The sequence below is a fragment of the Flavobacterium xizangense genome, assembly GCF_054075145.1.
In genome coordinates this window covers 1-18,022 of the sequence record NZ_JBSIPG010000008.1, presented here as the reverse complement: position 1 = coordinate 18,022, position 18,022 = coordinate 1, and the positions used below count along the sequence as shown (strand labels likewise).

Below are 18,022 nucleotides of genomic sequence, written 5' to 3'. Positions count from 1 at the left end.
AAATTGAAAGATGAAAAATAGATATATAAAAATATTTTGTGTTGCAATTGTTAGTGCAATGACATTAGCAGGTTGCGACAAGGGATTCGAAGAAATGAATACGAATCCAAATGCTTTGACTGATCCTGCTGTAAAATCAATGTTCACACTTGCTGAAATTTATGTTGATGGTCAGGATTATTCAAATACAAGAGGAAACAATGCATATGCAGCTCAAATTGTACAACACTTTTCTTCATTAGGAGGACCAGGTTCAAAATACACTTATTCTTCTGAGTATTCAGGTTCTCTTTTTGGAGAATCATACGGAAAAGGATTAAACCAGATTTTTCAGTTGATGTCTGTTATAAAAGATGCTCCGGATAATACAAATACAATTCAGGCATGCCGAATCATGAAGGTTTTCTTGTTCCAAAAATTGACAGATACTTATGGTGAAATTCCTTATTTCGAAGCCGGAAAAGGATATAACGGAAATATTTTTGCCCCAAAATATGACACACAAGAAGCTATCTACAATGACCTTTTAAAAGAATTAGATGAAGCTGGAGATGCTTTAGATGCTAACAAAGCATTTGTAGGCAATGCCGATTTGTATTACCAAGGTGATGTTGCAAAATGGAAAAAATTGGCAAACTCTTTAATGTTGAGAGTAGCAATGCGTTTGTCGAAAGTAAATCCTGCCAAAGCAAAACAATATGTTGAAAAAGCAGTTACAAAAGGTGTTTTTACATCAAACGATGACAGTCTTGTTTTAAAACATGATGCAGGACCGCAGGGAGTTAAAACAAATCCAATTACTTCATCTTGGGTTAGAAATGATTTGAATGGAGGAGATGCTAACACAAAATACAGCAAAACCTTTATTGATTTATTGAAAAATACAAATGATCCTCGTTTGAGAATTTATGCAAAATTGGAAGCGACAGGAAACAATAATCCTGCAAGTCAACAAGGTCTTGCAAATGATGCAAAAGAATTTCCTGGAGGAGACAAAAAATTGTTTTCAGATCCAAATACGTCTACAGTATTGCGTTTAGATGCTCCAACTTTGATTATGTCTTATGCTGAAGTTAAATTCATCTTGGCAGAAGCAGCAGTAAAAGGCTGGAATGTTGGTGGAACAGCTCAAAAATTATATGAAGACGGAGTTAGAGCCGCTATGGAAGTTTTAGTGATTTTTGGAGACAAAGTGCCTGCAGTTTCACTTGCTGAATACAACACTTATATCGCGGCAAATCCGTTTAAAGCTGCTGGAACTGACGCACAAAAAATCGAGCAGATTATTACTCAAAAATGGATTGTATTGTTGTTTAATGGTTTTGAAGCATTTTCAGAATACAGAAGAACTGGATATCCAGTTTTAGTTCCTGTAAATGATCCTACTGGAGAAACTAAAGGAACAATTCCAAGAAGATTAATTTATGATCAGTCAGAATTAATCACAAATGCTGCAAATTATAAAGAAGCAATTTCACGCCAAGGGTTGGATTTAATGACAACCAGAATTTGGTGGGATAAACAATAGTTTCTAAATATTGGTTAGTTAGTTGAATTAAGCCGGGTAGGAATACCTGTACCTCCCGGCTTATTTTTTTAGTTTCTATTTTGATTTTCATTAAATTAGAAGAGTTTTATCACCCTATATTATTCTCCAGTTTTCAAAATCATTTTTTTCGCAGACGTTAAATGTGTGTGCTGAAAAAGATGAGATTATTTTCAAAAGAATATAATTAGGATGATAAAGATTTTAAGAGTTATGAATCTAAAATCAGAAATCTAAAATCTAAAATAAACTAAGCTTGGCAGCCGTAAAAGGGAAATTTTTTCTGAATATTTTGTTAGTTGCTTTTATTCTAAAATGTAAACCTAAAAGAGAAGCGCAATTGCGGTCAATTGCACTTCTCACTCTGCCGGCAATCAATTTGATTCGATAATAATTTAGTATTCAGTAAAAATGAAACATTTAAAGAGAGTTTATTGGTGTTTGGGCATTTGTGCAGCAAGTTTTTCATTTGTTGCCAATGCCCAAAATATAAATATAAAAACGGGCTGGCAATTTCGTGAAACCAAAACTGAAAAATGGTTTCCGGCGACAGTTCCTGGCGAAGTCCATACTGATTTGTTGAATAATAAAACAATTCCAGATCCATTTTACAGAGATAATGAAAAGAAACTGGTTTGGATTGAGAAAAAAGATTGGGAATACAAAACTACTTTTCAGGTTTCGCCAACGCTTTTAAAAAAGAAAAATGCCGAATTAGTTTTCGACGGATTAGATACTTACGCAACGGTTTATCTGAATAATAAAGAAGTTTTAAAAGCAGATAATATGTTTCGTCAATGGCGAGTTGATGTAAAAAAATTTTTGAAATCGGGAAATAATGATTTGGTTGTTGTTTTCAAATCGGCACAAAATGTTGTGGATTCATTGGCAAAAAAAGATCTTCCTTTTGTAATTCCAGATAACCCTCGTGCTTATGTGCGTAAAGCACAATATCATTTCGGCTGGGATTGGGGACCAAAATTCACTACTTGCGGTATTTGGAAAACACCTCGTTTAGAAGTTTACGACGAAAAAACGCCGGAGAAACCATATGTTCTGGATCGCAAAATAGAATTGGTTCAACAGCCGGATAATCTTGGGAAAACTTTCTTTTTTAAAATTGATGGAAAGCCGGTTTACATGAAAGGTGCCAATTATATTCCGTCTGATGCTTTTCTTTCTAGAGTGACTAAAAAAGAATATGAAAAAGTAATTGGCATGGCCAAAGACGCCAACATGAACATGCTTCGTGTTTGGGGAGGCGGGATTTATGAAGATGATTATTTCTACGATTTATGTGATAAAAACGGAATCTATGTGTGGCAGGATTTTATGTTCGCCGGAACAATGGTACCGGGAGACGATGCCTTTTTTGACAATGTAAAAAAAGAAGTACAGTATCAGGTAAAGCGCCTTCGTCATCATAAAAGTATTGTTTTGTGGTGTGGTAACAACGAAGCCGACGAAGCTTTTAAAAACTGGGGATGGCAAAAAAGCATGAACATGTCCAAACAAGATTCGACTCGTTTATGGAAAGATTATGTGCGTTTGTTTCAGGATAGTATTCCAAAATGGGTAAAAGAAGTCGATAATAAACGTCCGTATATAAGTTCTTCGCCACGATTTCACTGGTCAAGACCTGAAAGTCTAACAGAAGGAGACAGCCATTACTGGGGAACTTGGTGGGGATTAGAAGATATAGAAGCAGTTCAGAAAAAAACAGGCCGTTTCGTGAGTGAATACGGAATGCAGGCAATGCCAAATTATTCTTCAATGGAAAGAATTACGTTGCCAGAAGATCGATATTTATATTCTGATATTTTAGAAGCGCATCAAAAAGCGGGTAAAGGATTCATGAAATTAGATTCGTATTTGAATCGATATTTTATTGATTCGACCAAAATAAAAAAGATGAATGTTGAGGATTACACGTACCTCACACAATGTCTTCAGTATTATTCTTTAAAAAATATTATCGGAATTCATCGTTCAAAAGCACCATATAATATGGGAACTTTGGTTTGGCAGCTTAACGATTGTTGGCCGGTAGCAAGCTGGAGCGTAACCGATTATTACGATCGTCAGCCAAAAGCCGCTTGGTACGCCATGAAAGAAGCCTACAGAGATGATAAAACACCAGAAATTGATTTAACTCGTCCGATTAATTTAAAATTGGAAGACCCAAAAATCACTTGGGAAATAAAAGCAAATAAAGTAGTTTTAAAAGCGTCAAAGTTGGCTAAATATGTAAATGTTTCCATAAAAGGCTATACAGGAAAATGGAGCGACAATTATTTCGATTTAAAACCAGGAGAAGAAAAAACAATCACATTTGAAGGGAAAATCGAAAAACCAGTTTTGAAGGTTTATTCGCTTTATGAGGTTTTACAAAGATACAATTAAGAGGTTCAAAGGGACAAAGGGACAAAGGTTCAAAGGGAAAATACTTTGCGAACGTTGCGTATCCCGATGGCTATCGGGATTGCGTTCTTTGCGGTTAAATTTCATGTTCAAAGATTAAAAAAATATCGGCGTAAATCAGTTTAATCCGTTTTATCCGCGGGCAATTACGCAAGTCATAATAAAAAGATTATATGTTTACAAAATATACCAAAATAGCTTTTAGCGGTATTTTCGCTTTAAACTTGTTTTTTGCAAATCCTGTTGATGCGCAGAAAAAGAAAGCAAACCAAAATAGTGTAGATTATACAAAATATGTAAATCCATTGATTGGATCAGCAGGTCATGGTCACGTTTTTGTGGGTGCCAATGTTCCTTTTGGAGCCGTTCAATTGGGGCCTGTGAATATTTTTGAAGGCTGGGATTGGTGCAGCGGTTATAATTATGTCAGCAATACCATTTTAGGTTTTACACATACGCATTTAAGCGGAACTGGTATTGGTGATTTGAACGATATCTTACTTCTTCCGGTTTCAGGAAAAGTGCCTTTGTTTAAAGGAACAAAAGAAGATATGACAAATGGTTACGGATCTTATTTTTCGCATGAAAACGAAGTAAGCCAACCGGGATATTATAGTGTTTTATTGGATAAATATAAAATCAAAGCCGAATTAACAGCCAGTGAAAGAGTTGGTTTTCATAAATACACTTTTAATGCAGCCGATGATAATCACGTTTTAGTAGATCTTGCTGACGGAATTGGCTGGGATAAACCTGTAAAAACATTTATCAAAAAGATTAATGAAACGACACTTGCCGGTTATCGTTTTTCAGCTGGATGGGCTACAGATCAGCGCGTTTATTTTACAATGGAATTCTCTGAACCAATTTCGAATTTAGCTTTATACGATGATAAAACTGCTGTAAATGGAAATGAAGGTGAAGGTTTGAAAATGAAAGCAGTTCTGGATTTTGCAGCTTTAAAAAACAAACAAGTTTTAGTGAAAGTTGGAATTTCTCCGGTAAGTACCGAAAATGCTGCTGCAAATATAAAAGCCGAGATTCCGAATTGGGATTTTGATCAAACGGTTAAAACGGCTTCTTCAAAATGGAACGCCGAATTAAATAAAATCCAGATTACAGGAAATGATAAAACAATGAAAGTTTTTTATACTTCATTATATCACACCATGTTTGCGCCTTCCATTTTTAATGATGCCAACGGAGATTATAGAGGAACGGATAAAAAAGTATACGAAAAAGCAAATTTCACCAACTACACGACTTTCTCACTTTGGGATACTTATCGCGGACTTCATCCTTTATATACAATAACACAGCCAGATAAAATTAATGATATTGTAAAATCATTTTTGGCAATTTACCAGCAACAAGGTAGATTACCGGTTTGGCATTTAATGGGTAACGAAACCAATACAATGAACGGAAATCATTCGATTGCTGTAATTGCTGATGCCTACTTAAAAGGATATCGCGATTATGATGTCGCTTTAGCGTATGAAGCAATGAAAAAGACAGCCATGCAAACGCGTGACGGAATGGATTATGTTCAAAAACTGCAATACATTCCTGCTGATAAAATGCTGGAAACTGTTGGAAATGCATTAGAATATGCCATTGATGATTATTGTATTGCACAAATGGCAAAAGCTTTAAACAAGACAGATGATTATGATTACTTCACAAAAAGAGCCAATTTGTATAAATTGTATTTTGATAAAGAAACCACTTTTATGCGCGGTAAATTAACTGACGGAAATTGGAGAACGCCTTTCAATCCGCTTTCATCGGCGCACCGTAAAGATGATTATGTTGAAGGAAATGCGTGGCAATATACTTGGCTTGTTCCTCAGGATCCTTATGGTTTAATTGATTTATTTGGAAGTGAAAGTAAATTTTTGGCTAAATTAGATTCGCTTTTTCAAATTACAGACAAAGTAGAAGGAGAAGAAATTTCACCAGACATCAGTGGTTTAATTGGACAGTATGCGCAGGGAAATGAACCAAATCATCATATTCCGTATTTGTATGCCTTTGCCGGACAACCTTGGAAAACGGCAAAATTAATTCGTGAAATCGATGATAAATTCTACTCAACAAAACCAGACGGATTGTGCGGTAATGAAGATTTAGGACAAATGTCGGCTTGGTATGTTTTATCTTCGATGGGATTTTATTCGGTTAATCCTGCAAATGGCGTTTACGTTCTAGGAAGTCCGCTTGTAAATTCAGCAGTAATTCATCATAAAGCTGGGATTTCATTTTCAATAAAAGCAATTGATAACAGCGCAACAAATATCTATATTCAAAAAGCAGAATACAACGGAAAACCTTATACAAAATCATATATAACGCAAGAAATGATTGCAAAAGGAGGAGAGCTGAAATTGTTTATGGGAAGCAAACCATCAGCAACTTTTGGAGTAAAAAAATCGGACAGGCCGATATAAAGAGTCTTTGGTTATCCTAACAGGTTTTCAAAACCTGTTAGGTGTGTAAAGCTTTTATTAAGATATTAAAAATACCTAACAGGTTTTGAAAACTTGTTAGGATAAAAACCACAGAATATGAAATTAAAAAGTTTAATTTTTCTTGGAGTATTACAATGTTGCTTTTTTGTAAATGCACAAGTTAAAACTTTAGATCCCGCAGAATATGTAAATCCGTTAATGGGAACACAATCGCTGCACAGTCTTTCTAACGGAAATACGTATCCAGCGATCTGCAGACCTTGGGGAATGAATTTCTGGACACCGCAAACCGGTAAAATGGGTGATGGATGGGCATATATTTATACTGCCGAAAAAATTAGAGGATTTAAACAAACACATCAGCCATCGCCTTGGATGAATGATTACGGTCAGTTTTCGATTATGCCGGTGACTGGTAAATTGGCTTTTGCGGAAGCGGACAGAGCAAGTTGGTTTAGCCATAAAGCTGAAGTTTCAAAACCATATTATTACAGTGTATATCTTGCTGATTATGATGTTACAACAGAAATTACAGCGACAGAAAGAGCAGCGCATTTTCAGATTACTTTTCCGGAAAATGAACAATCTTCAATTGTAGTGGATGCTTTTGACAAAGGTTCGTATATCAAAATTATTCCTTCAGAAAATAAAATTATTGGTTACACAACACGCAATAGCGGAGGCGTTCCAACTAATTTTAAAAACTATTTTGTATTGGTTTTTGACAAACCTTTTGCATCAAATTCGACATGGAATGATAAAGGTTTAGAAAAAGAAAAACTGGAATTACAGGATAATCATGCAGGAGCAGTTGTAGGCTTTAAAACAAAAAAAGGAGAAATTGTTAACGTAAAAGTGGCTTCCTCTTTTATAAGTGCGGAACAGGCAGAACTTAATTTAAAAGAATTAGGAAATGCTTCTTTTAACGAAACCGTTGCGGCTTCTAAAAATGAATGGAATAAAGTTTTAGGAAAAATAACTCCTGAAAGCAGCGACGCGGATCAATTAAAAACTTTTTATTCTTGTCTGTACCGCGCAACATGTTTCCCTCAAAAGCAATATGAAATAAATGCAAAAGGAGAAACGGTTCATTACAGTCCATACAACGGAAATGTTGTGCCGGGATATATATATGCAGGAACTGGTTTTTGGGATACTTTCCGAGCGTTATATCCGCTATTGAATTTGGTTTATCCTTCAATAAATAAAGAAATGCAGGAAGGTTTGATCAACGATTACAAAGAAGGTGGTTTTTTGCCAGAATGGTCAAGTCCGGGTTTCAGAAATGTAATGGTTGGGAACAATTCGGCTTCTGTAGTTTCTGAGGCTTATATTAAAGGATTACGCGGTTACGACATCAATACTTTGTATGAAGCTTTAGTTCACGGAGCAAATAATGAAGGCCCTCTGGAAGCTGTTGGAAGAAAGGGAGTTTCGTATTATAATACACTTGGTTACGTTCCTTATGATGTAAAAATTAATGAAAATGCAGCAAGAACTCTTGAATATGCTTACGATGATTTTGCGATTTGGAAATTGGCGAAAGCCTTAAATCGTCCAAAAAAAGAAATCAGTTTATTCGAAAAACGAATGATGAATTATAAAAATTTATATAATCCCTCAATTGGCTGGATGAGTGGCAGAAACAAGGACGGAAGTTTTCCTGCAAATTTTAATCCGTTAAAATGGGGAGATGCTTTTACAGAAGGAAATGCATTGCATTACAGTTGGAGCGTTTTTCATGATGTTCAAGGTTTGATTGATTTAATGGGCGGACAGAAAAAATTCACAGAAAAATTAGATGCTGTTTTTACAACGCCTCCGGTTTTTGATGACAGTTATTATGGATCGGTTATTCATGAAATTCGCGAAATGCAGATTATGAATATGGGACAATATGCACATGGGAACCAGCCAATTCAGCACATGATTTATTTGTACAATTATGCAGGCCAACCTTGGAAAACGCAATATTGGTCAAGAGAAGTAATAAATCGTTTGTACAAACCAACTCCAGACGGTTATTGCGGAGATGAAGATAACGGTCAGACTTCGGCTTGGTATATTTTCTCGGCAATGGGATTTTATCCGGTTTGTCCAGCAACAGATGAATATGTTTTGGGAGCACCGTTATTTAAAAAACTGACTTTGAATTTAGAAAACGGAAAACAGCTTATTATCAACGCTTCAAAAAATTCAGAAACCAATAAATATGTAAATGATTTAAAATGGAACAATGCTTCTTACTCAAAAAACTACATCAATCATTTTGATGTTTTAAAAGGAGGCGAATTAAATTTTGATATGTCGGCAGAACCTGATTTACAAAGAGGAACTTCTAAAGACGCTTTTCCATATTCTTATTCAAATTCAAAATAATACTATGCAGTCACGTAGAAAATTTATAAAAAATACAGGCATTTTTTCAGCAGGATTATTAGCGCTTCAAACGGATGTTTTTGCAATGAATTCAGACAGTTTTAATTTTGCACTTAAAGATTTTATCAGCAAAAGACCACCTTTGGCAGAAAGAAAATTTACAAGTCCAGCCATTGAAGCAGCAATTGTCCGTATCAAAAAACAAATTGCAAATCCAGAATTGGCATGGCTGTTTGAAAACTGTTTTCCAAATACATTAGATACAACAGTTGATTTTGAAATTATTGACGGAAAACCGGATACATATGTAATTACTGGAGATATCGATGCCATGTGGCTTCGTGATAGTACAGCGCAGATTTGGCCTTATATTCCGTTTGTAAAAGAGGATAAAAAATTAGCCGAATTGGTAAAAGGTGTTATCAATCGCCAGACAAAATGTATTTTGCTTGATCCGTATGCTAATGCTTTTTATAAAGATTTTTCTAAAATAAGCGAATGGAAAAATGACCTGACCAAGATGAAACCAGGAATTCACGAACGCAAATGGGAAATTGACAGTTTGTGTTATCCTATTCGTTTGGCACATGGATATTGGAAAGAAACTGGCGATTTAAGTTTGTTTGACAAGCAATGGAAAGAAGCAATGCTTTTAGTATTGCAGACTTTTAAAGAACAACAAAGATGGCATGATAAAGGTCCTTATACTTTTCAAAGAGAAACGGCTTGGGCGACAGATGGTGTGCCTTTGAGCGGTTACGGATATCCTGTAAAACCTTGTGGATTAATTGTTTCTACATTTAGACCAAGTGATGATAGTACTTTATTTGGATATTTGATTCCGAGTAATATGTTTGCGATTGAAGTTTTGGGTTATTTGATCGAAATTTTCTCTTTGCCAGCTATGTTGGACAAAGATTTGGTTGCCAAAGCCACAGAATTAAGAAATCAGGTTCAAAAAGGTTTAGAAGAAAACGGAATTATCGAGCATCCAAAATTCGGAAAAATCATTGCTTTTGAAGTAAACGGATACGGCAGTTTTCATATGATGGATGATGCCAATGTTCCGTCATTATTATCGCTTCCGTATTTAGGAGCAATTAAGCCAGACAGTCCACTATATTTGAATACACGAAAAGTAGTGCTTTCAGAAAATAATCCATTTTTCTACAAAGGAAAAGCGGGTGAGGGAATCGGCGGTCCACACACCGGTGCCGATACAATCTGGCCAATGAGTATTGTTTTGAGAGCCATTACAAGTGTTGACGAAAAAGAAATTAAAGCCTGCATAGGCAATTTGATCAAAACAAATGCTGATACTGGTTTTATGCACGAATCGTTTCATAAAGACGATGTGGCAAAATTTACCCGAAAATGGTTCGCCTGGGCAAATACACTTTTCGGAGAAATGATTGTTCACACGAGCATCAAATATCCACATATTTTAAAAGAAAAATACATCTAAAAATTTCCTTTAATCAGAAATAGAATAAGTTAATAAATCAGTTGTAGTTATAGTTTCAATATTATAATGAAGGAATTTTTATGCCGTAAATGAAAATTGAAAAACGAAAACTGAATTTCAAAAATAAGATAAAATAGAAGAAATGAATAAAGAATATGCCGTTGGAATCGATATTGGAGGAACTCACATTACCGCTGCAATCATTGATATTGTAAATATGAAAGTGATTGATTTTTCAGTGCAAAAAGAATCTTTCGATTCTAATTTGCCTGTGAATGAGGTCATGTCGATATGGGAAAAAGTAATCCGGACTTCGGTTGAAAATTCAAAAGTAGAAGCAATTAATGGACTTGCAGTTTGTATGCCAGGCCCTTTTGATTATACTAACGGACTCTGCTGGATCAAAGACCAGTCAAAATACGAACATTTTTATGGTTTGAATGTACGTTATTTATTTCAGGGAACATTAAATCTATCAAGCGAATTTCCAATTCTTTTTGAAAATGACGCCGTTTGTTTTGGAAAAGGAGAAGTTTTTAAAAATGCCGAAAATTTATCTAAAAAAGTGATGGCAGTGACGCTTGGTACTGGACTAGGTGCTTGTTTTATAGACAAAGGAGTTTCAGTTTCAACTGGTGAATTTGTGCCAGCTGACGGAGAAATCTACAATTTGCCATACAAAGATAGCATGGCCGAAGATTATATTTCGGCAAGAGGTCTTTTAGCTAATTATGAAACTTTGACCGGAAAAAAACGCAACAACGGATTAGAACTTTATAATCTTGCGCTAGAAGGTGACGAAATCGCTATAAAAGTTTTTGAAGAAATGGGAGAAAATCTGGCTTCGGTTGTGATTCCATGGTTGAAGAAATTTGGCGCGGATCAATTTATAATTGGAGGAAAAATTGCTAATGCGAGTCAATTTTTTCTTTCGGCTTTCAATAAAAAATTAAATGAAAGCGGAATCGAAATTAGTGTTTCTATTTCTACTGATAATGAAATTGCAGCTTTATTAGGTGCTTCAAGTATGTTTTATAAAGGATAGATTTTATAATTTTACATTTAAGCAAAACCTTATTTTCTCCAAGTTTTAAAATACAAGTCATGACAAATCGCAGAAATTTTATAAAAACAACAGCAATTGCTTCTGTTGCAGTAGCATTACAATCTTTTCAGACGAAATCTGAGAAAGATGAAAAAGTTCTTTCTAAAAAAGGAAAGAAACCAATTGTACTTTCGACCTGGCGATTTGGAATTCCTGCAAATGAAGCAGCTTGGGAAGTTCTTAAAAAGAATGGAAAAGCGCTGGATGCTGTAGAAGCTGGTGTAAAAGTTCCAGAAGGTGACCCAAAAGAAAGAAGTGTAGGTTATGGCGGACGCCCAGACAGGGATGGACGTGTAACGCTAGACGCCTGTATTATGGACGAAAACGCTAATATTGGCTCTGTTGCTTGTCTTGAATTTATAAAGCATCCTATTTCTGTTGCAAGAGCCGTGATGGAAAAAACGCCTCATGTAATGCTTGTTGGCGACGGTGCTCTGCAATTTGCATTGGAACAAGGTTTTAAAAAGGAAAATTTACTTTTAGAAGAATCTGAAAAAGAGTGGAAGGAATGGCTGAAAGACAGTAAATACAAGCCAATTGCCAATATTGAAAATCATGATACTATTGGAATGATTGCCTTAGATGCTGATGGAAATCTTTCCGGAGCATGTACCACAAGCGGAATGGCATTTAAAATGCACGGACGTGTGGGAGATTCACCAATTATTGGTGCAGGATTATATGTCGATAACGAAATTGGCGCTGCGACCGCAACAGGTCATGGAGAAGAAGTAATCAGAATTACTGGCTGTCATTTGGTTGTTGAACTAATGCGTCAGGGGAAATCGCCTCAAAAAGCCTGTGAAGAAGCTGTAGCCAGAATTGTTAAATTGACTAAGAACAGAAATAAAGATTTAAAAGATATTCAGGTTGGTTTTATTGCTTTAAACAAGAATGGCGAATATGGTTCGTACTGCGTTCAGGGCGGTTTTAATTATGCCGTTTATGACGAAACCGGAAATCGCTTAATTGATGCTGATTTTTTCCTGAAATAAACCTGTTCGCGTAATTTATTCTAACACATAGAAACATAGATTTAGCGCGCGCAAAAAAAGGCGTTCGACTTATTTAAAGCAAACTTAGTTGACTTTGTGTTAGAAACGAGTTTCTTTTTACACTCTTTTTAAAATAAAATTCTATGTTTCTATGTGTTTAAAAAATAATCATTCGTCACCTGAATTTTCAGTAGTTGAAGAGGCTTTTTTTCGGATACTTGTATTTAGATAAAAAAACAACCTAATAGTATGATTCATATCATATTGATAACCTGAATATTTTTGCTGATAAACATTCATGTACCCAAAATCGTAACTCCATTTTGGGTTTATTGTTTTTTTTATTCCAATGAAAAAGCGGTTTTGGTCAAAGGTGTTGTAAACGGCTTCGTCGCCAAATTGTAAAAGAATTTCATCTGAAAGCACCATGGACGGCCATGATTTATTATCGGAAATTCGGAAAGTAAAACTCATTAAATAGCGGATTCTATTTGTAAAACGCCAATCTCCACTGGGTTTGTCATCAACTATTTTTTCCTGCCAGCGTTGTTCGTTTCTCAAGCGCTGCAAAATACTTATATTGGCAACTTTAGCATTTAATTGTGCCTGTTGATAAATCCTGTTTTCATCTGCAAAAGTACTCCAGTCAGGATTAGACGGTGCCAGCCACATATGTGCGTATCCGGCCGTTACTGAAATATTTGCATTTGGAATATAAGTAAATCCTCCTCTTATAAAATAGAAACTAGGATCGGCTACAAAGTCGTTTCGTCTTATATGAAAATCGCCAATTACACCCCAATGATCGGCAAATTTTGTAACCGTATTGATAGAAACCCAAGTTTGAATCTGTTGGTTAATTTCCTTTTTTTGATTGGGTTGTCCTATCATTGCAATTGGAAACAAAAGGATATAAATCCAAGAAAAATTGTTCTTCATATAGAGTACGATAGAAATTAGATTAATCAGTAAATTTCTTTAGAATCGATTAAAGGCAATAATTCAAAACAATACAGAGTAAATGTACTCTTTTTTTAGGAAATTAAATTGTTTGTAAATGTGTAATTTGTTTATTATTAATGTTTTAGTTTGTTATTTTTAAAATTTACTTCAGAAATTATAGTTCCGGCAAAAATTAGACTTCCACCCAAAAGAAGTCGCCAGGAAAGATTTTCGCCTAAAATGAAAAAAGCTCCAATTGCTCCAAAAACAGGTTCAAACAAATAAATTACGGCAACTCTTTCTGCCGATAAATAACGTTGCGAAATATTTGAAACCGTGTACATATAAGCAGTTGAAAATAGTGCGCAGTAAATTACGCCAAGCCAGAATGTATTATTTTTAGGAAACCAATCTGCATTGTGATCGGTGATGGCAAGCACAAAAGTGAAAAGCGCACAAAAGGCAAACATTGGAACAATAGAATATAAAAGATTTTTTAAAGCCGAATGCTTTTCAACCGAAATCAAATAAACAGCAAAAGCAAAAGCGCCTGTGATGGTATACAAATCGCCTAAATTGATCTTAAACTTTTCTTTTATGGCGATAATAAATAAACCTGCCAAAGCAGTCAAAGCAGCACCCCAGATTTTTAAAGAAGCATTGGTTTTGTAAATGGCCAATTTTAATAATGGAATTATAATAACGGTCAATCCGGCAATGAAAGAACATTGTGATGCATCGGTATATTTTAGGCCAATAGTTTGCAAATGAATTCCTAAAAACATTGGAACTGCCAGAATCCCGCCCGTTTTAATCGATTCAAAATTCCTTTCTCTAACATATTTCCAAAAAATTATGGTCAAAATAATAACTGCCAATAAAAAGCGATAAAATAAAAATGTGGCTGGAGAATAATTTCCAATCGCCATTTTTGTTACCGAATAAGAAATGCCCCAAAAGGCAGTGCCAATGATTAATAAAATCAATAAAAGTCGTTTTTTTTCCATTTTGAAATCTTAAGATTTAAGGATTTTTTTCATCATCAAATCAGTTTGCTCGTCGTCGCCTAATCTAAAAATATGGGTATCAAATTGCACAAAACCGTTTTTGGTATAAAAACTTACCGCTCTAAAATTCTTTTCCCATACGCCAAGCCAAATGAATGATGCATTTATTTCTTCGGCAATTTGCACAGCCTGAGCATAAAGTGCTTGCGCTACTTTTTTGCCGTGAAATTCTTTTGCAACATAAATACGTTCAATTTCTAAAGCATTTTTTCCTTGTTTCTCGGTTTGTGCTTCTCCCGTATTTAGTTTCAGATAGCCAATTGCTTTTTCATCTATCTGGGCTAAATAGAAATAAGATGATTCATTTTTAAGTTCAGCAGCTAATTTTTCAGATGCAAAACTTTCTTCCAGATATTTAGTCATATTTTCTTCTGAATTCATTTCTGCAAAAGTTTCCGAAAAAGTTTGTCTTCCAATGTTTTGAAGTTTTACAACATCATCAAGGCTTGCTTTTGTAATTTTTAAGGTATTCATTTTTATTATTTTTAATGCGTTAAAACATGTTTTTTGTTCTTAATAAATGCGTAAATTGCATCAATGGACTTGCAACAAATCAAATATTTTTTGGCTCTTGCCAAAGAACTTCATTTCTGGAATACAGCCGGAAAGATGAATATTACACAATCGGCATTGAGTCGTCAAATTCAGTCTTTAGAAAACCAATTGGGTGTTCAACTTTTTGAGCGCAATAAACGTAATGTCAAACTTACTGCTGCTGGCCAGTTTCTGAAAGAAAAATGGGAAGTCGAGCTTAATAAACTTGAATTTATTCATCAATCAGCACGTCAGATTCAATTGGGCGAAAGCGGAACCATTACGATTGCGCATCCAGATTCAATTTCTGCTTCTATCATGCCAGATATTTTGTCCCGAATTTCTGCAACTTATCCAAAACTTAAAATCAAACTCGTTCAGGTTCTTTATGAACATCAACAGGATTTTCTACGGAATTATAAAATAGATATGGCGATTACCAGAGATATTAATAATGCCAAAGATATTCAATCAGAAAAATTCCATACGGATCATTTAGCGATTGTTGTTCCCGCAAATCATCCTTATAAAACACCCGAAGATTTAACCAAAGAAACGCTGGCTTCTCAAAAATTCATCTTGCCAACCAATGATGAAGGCAGCAGTTACAGCGATTTGATTCAAAGATTATTCAATTCTTTTGAAAACGCTCCGGAAGTTTATCTTCATTCTGAATTCGGTTCTGCGATTATTGCCCTGGTTCGAAAAGGACTCGGAATTGCAATTTTGCCAGATTCTTATCTTTTTCATGAAATTCCAGGCATTCGATTTATTAAACTTCCAATGGAAACCGATTTGTACATCAATTGGAGAACTGAAGACCACAATCCAGTTTTAGCCAATGTTCTGAAATTGATAATTCCTTGATTTTTATGGTTTCAGCATTTCAATATGCGGAATTCCGTCTTCGTCATAAGGTTCGCCTTGTTCCACAAATCCAACTGATTGATAAAATTTCGACAAATGATATTGCGCACTGATCCGAATTGGGCCTTCGCCAAATTTTTCCTGACAACCAGCAATTGAAGCTTCCATAATTTTTTTTCCTAATCCCAATCCGCGAAAGCGTGGGCCAATTACAACTCTTCCAATTGCAATTTCAGTATACGATAATCCTGCCGGAAGTAATCTTGTACAGCCAGCCAATTCATCATTTGCAAAATATAAAAGATGAAAACTTTCCTGATCTTTATTATCCAGATCAAGATAAGGGCAATTTTGTTCTACCACAAAAACCTCACTCCGAAACCGCAGCATTTGATACAGTTCGTGATTCGTAAATTCATCAAAAGATTTAATTATATGGTTGAATATCATTTTAATTTGTATTATTTACAACAAAGATAAAAGCAAGAGTAATGATGTAAAATGCTAATTTTTTATCAATTGATGCTAAAAACGCATTAATAAAGAGGGTAATATTGTACAGAATAAAGAGCATTACTAAATTACCCCTTTTAGTAAATCGCATTGACCCTCATGTGTTTTTAGTGAATATCTAAATTTGTGATTCAGAATTTGTTATTTCAAATTGATTTAAGGTTTACGTTTTTTAAGATTTGGTTAGTGTTAGGAAGGTTCTTTTTTATACGTTTTTTATACAAGAAATACTTTAAATCAATTTGGAATGACATTTTTTCTGTTTCAAAAACAAAATTTAGACAATCAAAAAAAGTTAGATGAAGAAAATTTTTTTAGCAGCTGCGCTGTTCTTTAGTGCGCAATTAATTTTGCACAAATCAATGAATGGGAAAATCCGCAAGTATTAGACAGAGGAAAAGAATCTGGAAGAAGTTCGTTTCTTTTGTACGGCAATGCAGATGAATTAAAGGAAAACAATCCTAAAAAAAATCAGCATTGTATAAGAGTTTAAACGGACTTTGGAAATTTGATATTGTTAAAACTCCGGCACAACGACCAACGAATTTTTTCGAACCAAATCTCGATGTCAGCAAATGGTCAGGAAATCAAGTGCCATCAAACTAGGAATTGGATGGTTATGATATTCCGATTTATACTAATATCACATATCCATTTCCGAAAAATCCTCCATTTATAGCAGGAGATTATAATCCGGTTGCGAGTTACAGACGCAGTTTTACAGTTTCAGATTCCTGGAACGATAAAGAAATTATTCTTCATTTTGGCCCTATTTCTGGTTATGCGAGGGTATTTTTAAATGGAAAAGTCACTAAATTTAATGTAAGTCAAAATGGGAATTTTGAATGGAAAAAAAATTAATAGACATTAGTTGAGTACTTCAGAACTTTCCATTCTTAAACAATGCTCAGTTCCTAGATAGAGTGGATTACCGTGTTTTTCAGACCAAAATCCATCAAGAACATCCTTGGTTATGCATCTGTAAACAGCAACTCCTTTATAGGTTTTTCTATCATCACCTTTATAATTAAAATTAATTACTAAAATATTATCTTTAAAGAAACCTTTGCCTTTTTGTTCTTGTATATTATTAATTAACCAGTGCGCAATAATTCGATCATTTTCATCTAACGACAAAGTTAAAACGCCTGTATAATTAATGTTGTTGCTTTCTTCCTGATTACTTCCTGAAATAGCATATCTGCCAATTAAATCTTGTATGATCATTAATGGTTTCTTTTTTAAGCAAAGATAAAATATATAATAACTGTATAGCTAGTTAAAGTTTGTTCATGTTTTCTATACATATATATAAGGAAGAAATTATTTTATACTATAATATATATAAGTATAGCTTTTGCCAAGCTGAGTGGAGTGGAAGCTTTTCTAAGTTTAGACGATGGAGTTTTAAGATTATTATCTATAAGTAGCTGTTTCCCGCTATCCGCTCCAATCTTTTTGCGGCGAACCCCGCCACAAAAAGGATTTCCGCTCCTATCGGGGCTATGGGAGCTGTTTTCAGGAGAAATCCAGAGGAAGAAGAGGAGATTCCGGGTAAAAGAGAGCCTGAAAGGAAGAAAACCCAGGACTTTCGCGTCTTTTGTGGAAAACAAACTGCCAGAGAACCCACTTCAAAAGGTTGTTTTCTTTTCAAAAAAGCGTGGGGAAGACTAAAAAATCAATAAAACGGAAAGCAGAAAAGACTCGAAAACGATGA

15 protein-coding genes are annotated in these 18,022 nt (G+C 34.8%); 10 read left to right on the top strand and 5 right to left on the bottom strand.

The window, feature by feature from the left end; translation table 11 throughout:
• Positions 1–10: 10 nt before the first annotated feature.
• The 7 genes from ACWA1B_RS16810 (at position 11) to ACWA1B_RS16780 (ending at position 12,382) form a co-directional block, all read left to right on the top strand.
• Positions 11–1,528, top strand: coding sequence for a SusD/RagB family nutrient-binding outer membrane lipoprotein (locus tag ACWA1B_RS16810; protein ID WP_456908851.1), 1,518 nt, complete (start codon positions 11–13; stop codon positions 1,526–1,528).
• Positions 1,529–1,957: 429 nt separating this feature from the next.
• Complete coding sequence (locus tag ACWA1B_RS16805; RefSeq protein ID WP_456908849.1) at positions 1,958–3,949, top strand: beta-mannosidase; 1,992 nt, start codon at positions 1,958–1,960, stop codon at positions 3,947–3,949.
• A gap of 191 nt (positions 3,950–4,140) precedes the next feature.
• Positions 4,141–6,417, top strand: coding sequence for a GH92 family glycosyl hydrolase (locus ACWA1B_RS16800; RefSeq protein WP_456908847.1), 2,277 nt, complete (start codon positions 4,141–4,143; stop codon positions 6,415–6,417).
• Positions 6,418–6,534: 117 nt separating this feature from the next.
• A complete protein-coding gene (locus ACWA1B_RS16795) occupies positions 6,535–8,817 on the top strand; it encodes a GH92 family glycosyl hydrolase (protein WP_456908845.1) in 2,283 nt (760 codons plus the stop codon).
• A gap of 4 nt (positions 8,818–8,821) precedes the next feature.
• The gene (locus ACWA1B_RS16790; protein WP_456908843.1) at positions 8,822–10,282 is read left to right on the top strand and encodes a glycoside hydrolase family 125 protein; all 1,461 of its coding nucleotides are present in this window, start codon (positions 8,822–8,824) and stop codon (positions 10,280–10,282) included.
• Positions 10,283–10,424: 142 nt separating this feature from the next.
• Positions 10,425–11,327, top strand: coding sequence for an ROK family protein (locus ACWA1B_RS16785; RefSeq protein ID WP_456908841.1), 903 nt, complete (start codon positions 10,425–10,427; stop codon positions 11,325–11,327).
• 59 nt (positions 11,328–11,386) lie between these two features.
• Positions 11,387–12,382 carry an isoaspartyl peptidase/L-asparaginase family protein gene (locus ACWA1B_RS16780; RefSeq protein ID WP_456908839.1) on the top strand — a complete coding sequence of 332 codons (996 nt, stop codon included), beginning with the start codon at positions 11,387–11,389 and terminating at the stop codon, positions 12,380–12,382.
• Positions 12,383–12,550: 168 nt separating this feature from the next.
• On the opposite strand, the gene ACWA1B_RS16775 is transcribed toward ACWA1B_RS16780, so the two are convergent.
• From ACWA1B_RS16775 to ACWA1B_RS16765, 3 genes are all read right to left on the bottom strand, one after another.
• The gene (locus tag ACWA1B_RS16775; protein WP_456908837.1) at positions 12,551–13,321 is read right to left on the bottom strand and encodes a DUF2490 domain-containing protein; all 771 of its coding nucleotides are present in this window, start codon (positions 13,319–13,321) and stop codon (positions 12,551–12,553) included.
• 137 nt (positions 13,322–13,458) lie between these two features.
• Positions 13,459–14,331, bottom strand: a complete 873-nt coding sequence (locus tag ACWA1B_RS16770) for a DMT family transporter (RefSeq protein WP_456908835.1) — start codon at positions 14,329–14,331, stop codon at positions 13,459–13,461.
• A 9-nt stretch (positions 14,332–14,340) separates the two neighbouring features.
• A complete protein-coding gene (locus tag ACWA1B_RS16765; protein ID WP_456908833.1) occupies positions 14,341–14,865 on the bottom strand; it encodes a GNAT family N-acetyltransferase in 525 nt (174 codons plus the stop codon).
• A gap of 63 nt (positions 14,866–14,928) precedes the next feature.
• Here ACWA1B_RS16765 and ACWA1B_RS16760 point away from each other — a divergent pair, with 63 nt between their 5' ends.
• A complete protein-coding gene (locus tag ACWA1B_RS16760; RefSeq protein WP_456908831.1) occupies positions 14,929–15,792 on the top strand; it encodes a LysR family transcriptional regulator in 864 nt (287 codons plus the stop codon).
• Between the two features lie 3 nt (positions 15,793–15,795).
• On the opposite strand, the gene ACWA1B_RS16755 is transcribed toward ACWA1B_RS16760, so the two are convergent.
• Positions 15,796–16,242 (bottom strand): GNAT family N-acetyltransferase, encoded by a 447-nt coding sequence (locus ACWA1B_RS16755; protein ID WP_456908829.1) that lies wholly within the window; start codon positions 16,240–16,242, stop codon positions 15,796–15,798.
• A 540-nt stretch (positions 16,243–16,782) separates the two neighbouring features.
• Between ACWA1B_RS16755 and ACWA1B_RS16750 the strand changes: the two genes are divergently transcribed.
• Together ACWA1B_RS16750 and ACWA1B_RS16745 are read left to right on the top strand one after the other, a co-directional pair.
• Positions 16,783–16,911, top strand: a complete 129-nt coding sequence (locus ACWA1B_RS16750; protein ID WP_456908827.1) for a hypothetical protein — start codon at positions 16,783–16,785, stop codon at positions 16,909–16,911.
• Positions 16,912–16,914: 3 nt separating this feature from the next.
• Positions 16,915–17,166 carry a sugar-binding domain-containing protein gene (locus ACWA1B_RS16745; protein ID WP_456908825.1) on the top strand — a complete coding sequence of 84 codons (252 nt, stop codon included), beginning with the start codon at positions 16,915–16,917 and terminating at the stop codon, positions 17,164–17,166.
• Positions 17,167–17,172: 6 nt separating this feature from the next.
• Here the strand turns inward: ACWA1B_RS16745 and ACWA1B_RS16740 are convergent, their stop codons facing one another.
• Positions 17,173–17,532, bottom strand: a complete 360-nt coding sequence (locus ACWA1B_RS16740) for a hypothetical protein (protein ID WP_456908823.1) — start codon at positions 17,530–17,532, stop codon at positions 17,173–17,175.
• Positions 17,533–18,022 lie beyond the last annotated feature (490 nt).

Excerpts from the sequence above, each read along its gene's own strand:
- ACWA1B_RS16810 (WP_456908851.1), top strand. The coding sequence starts at position 11 with ATGAAAAATAGATATATAAAAATATTTTGTGTTGCAATTGTTAGTGCA.
- ACWA1B_RS16805 (WP_456908849.1), top strand. The coding sequence starts at position 1,958 with ATGAAACATTTAAAGAGAGTTTATTGGTGTTTGGGCATTTGTGCAGCA.
- ACWA1B_RS16800 (WP_456908847.1), top strand. The coding sequence starts at position 4,141 with ATGTTTACAAAATATACCAAAATAGCTTTTAGCGGTATTTTCGCTTTA.
- ACWA1B_RS16795 (WP_456908845.1), top strand. The coding sequence starts at position 6,535 with ATGAAATTAAAAAGTTTAATTTTTCTTGGAGTATTACAATGTTGCTTT.
- ACWA1B_RS16790 (WP_456908843.1), top strand. The coding sequence starts at position 8,822 with ATGCAGTCACGTAGAAAATTTATAAAAAATACAGGCATTTTTTCAGCA.
- ACWA1B_RS16785 (WP_456908841.1), top strand. The coding sequence starts at position 10,425 with ATGAATAAAGAATATGCCGTTGGAATCGATATTGGAGGAACTCACATT.
- ACWA1B_RS16780 (WP_456908839.1), top strand. The coding sequence starts at position 11,387 with ATGACAAATCGCAGAAATTTTATAAAAACAACAGCAATTGCTTCTGTT.
- ACWA1B_RS16775 (WP_456908837.1), bottom strand. The coding sequence starts at position 13,321 with ATGAAGAACAATTTTTCTTGGATTTATATCCTTTTGTTTCCAATTGCA.
- ACWA1B_RS16770 (WP_456908835.1), bottom strand. The coding sequence starts at position 14,331 with ATGGAAAAAAAACGACTTTTATTGATTTTATTAATCATTGGCACTGCC.
- ACWA1B_RS16765 (WP_456908833.1), bottom strand. The coding sequence starts at position 14,865 with ATGAATACCTTAAAAATTACAAAAGCAAGCCTTGATGATGTTGTAAAA.
- ACWA1B_RS16760 (WP_456908831.1), top strand. The coding sequence starts at position 14,929 with ATGGACTTGCAACAAATCAAATATTTTTTGGCTCTTGCCAAAGAACTT.
- ACWA1B_RS16755 (WP_456908829.1), bottom strand. The coding sequence starts at position 16,242 with ATGATATTCAACCATATAATTAAATCTTTTGATGAATTTACGAATCAC.
- ACWA1B_RS16740 (WP_456908823.1), bottom strand. The coding sequence starts at position 17,532 with ATGATCATACAAGATTTAATTGGCAGATATGCTATTTCAGGAAGTAAT.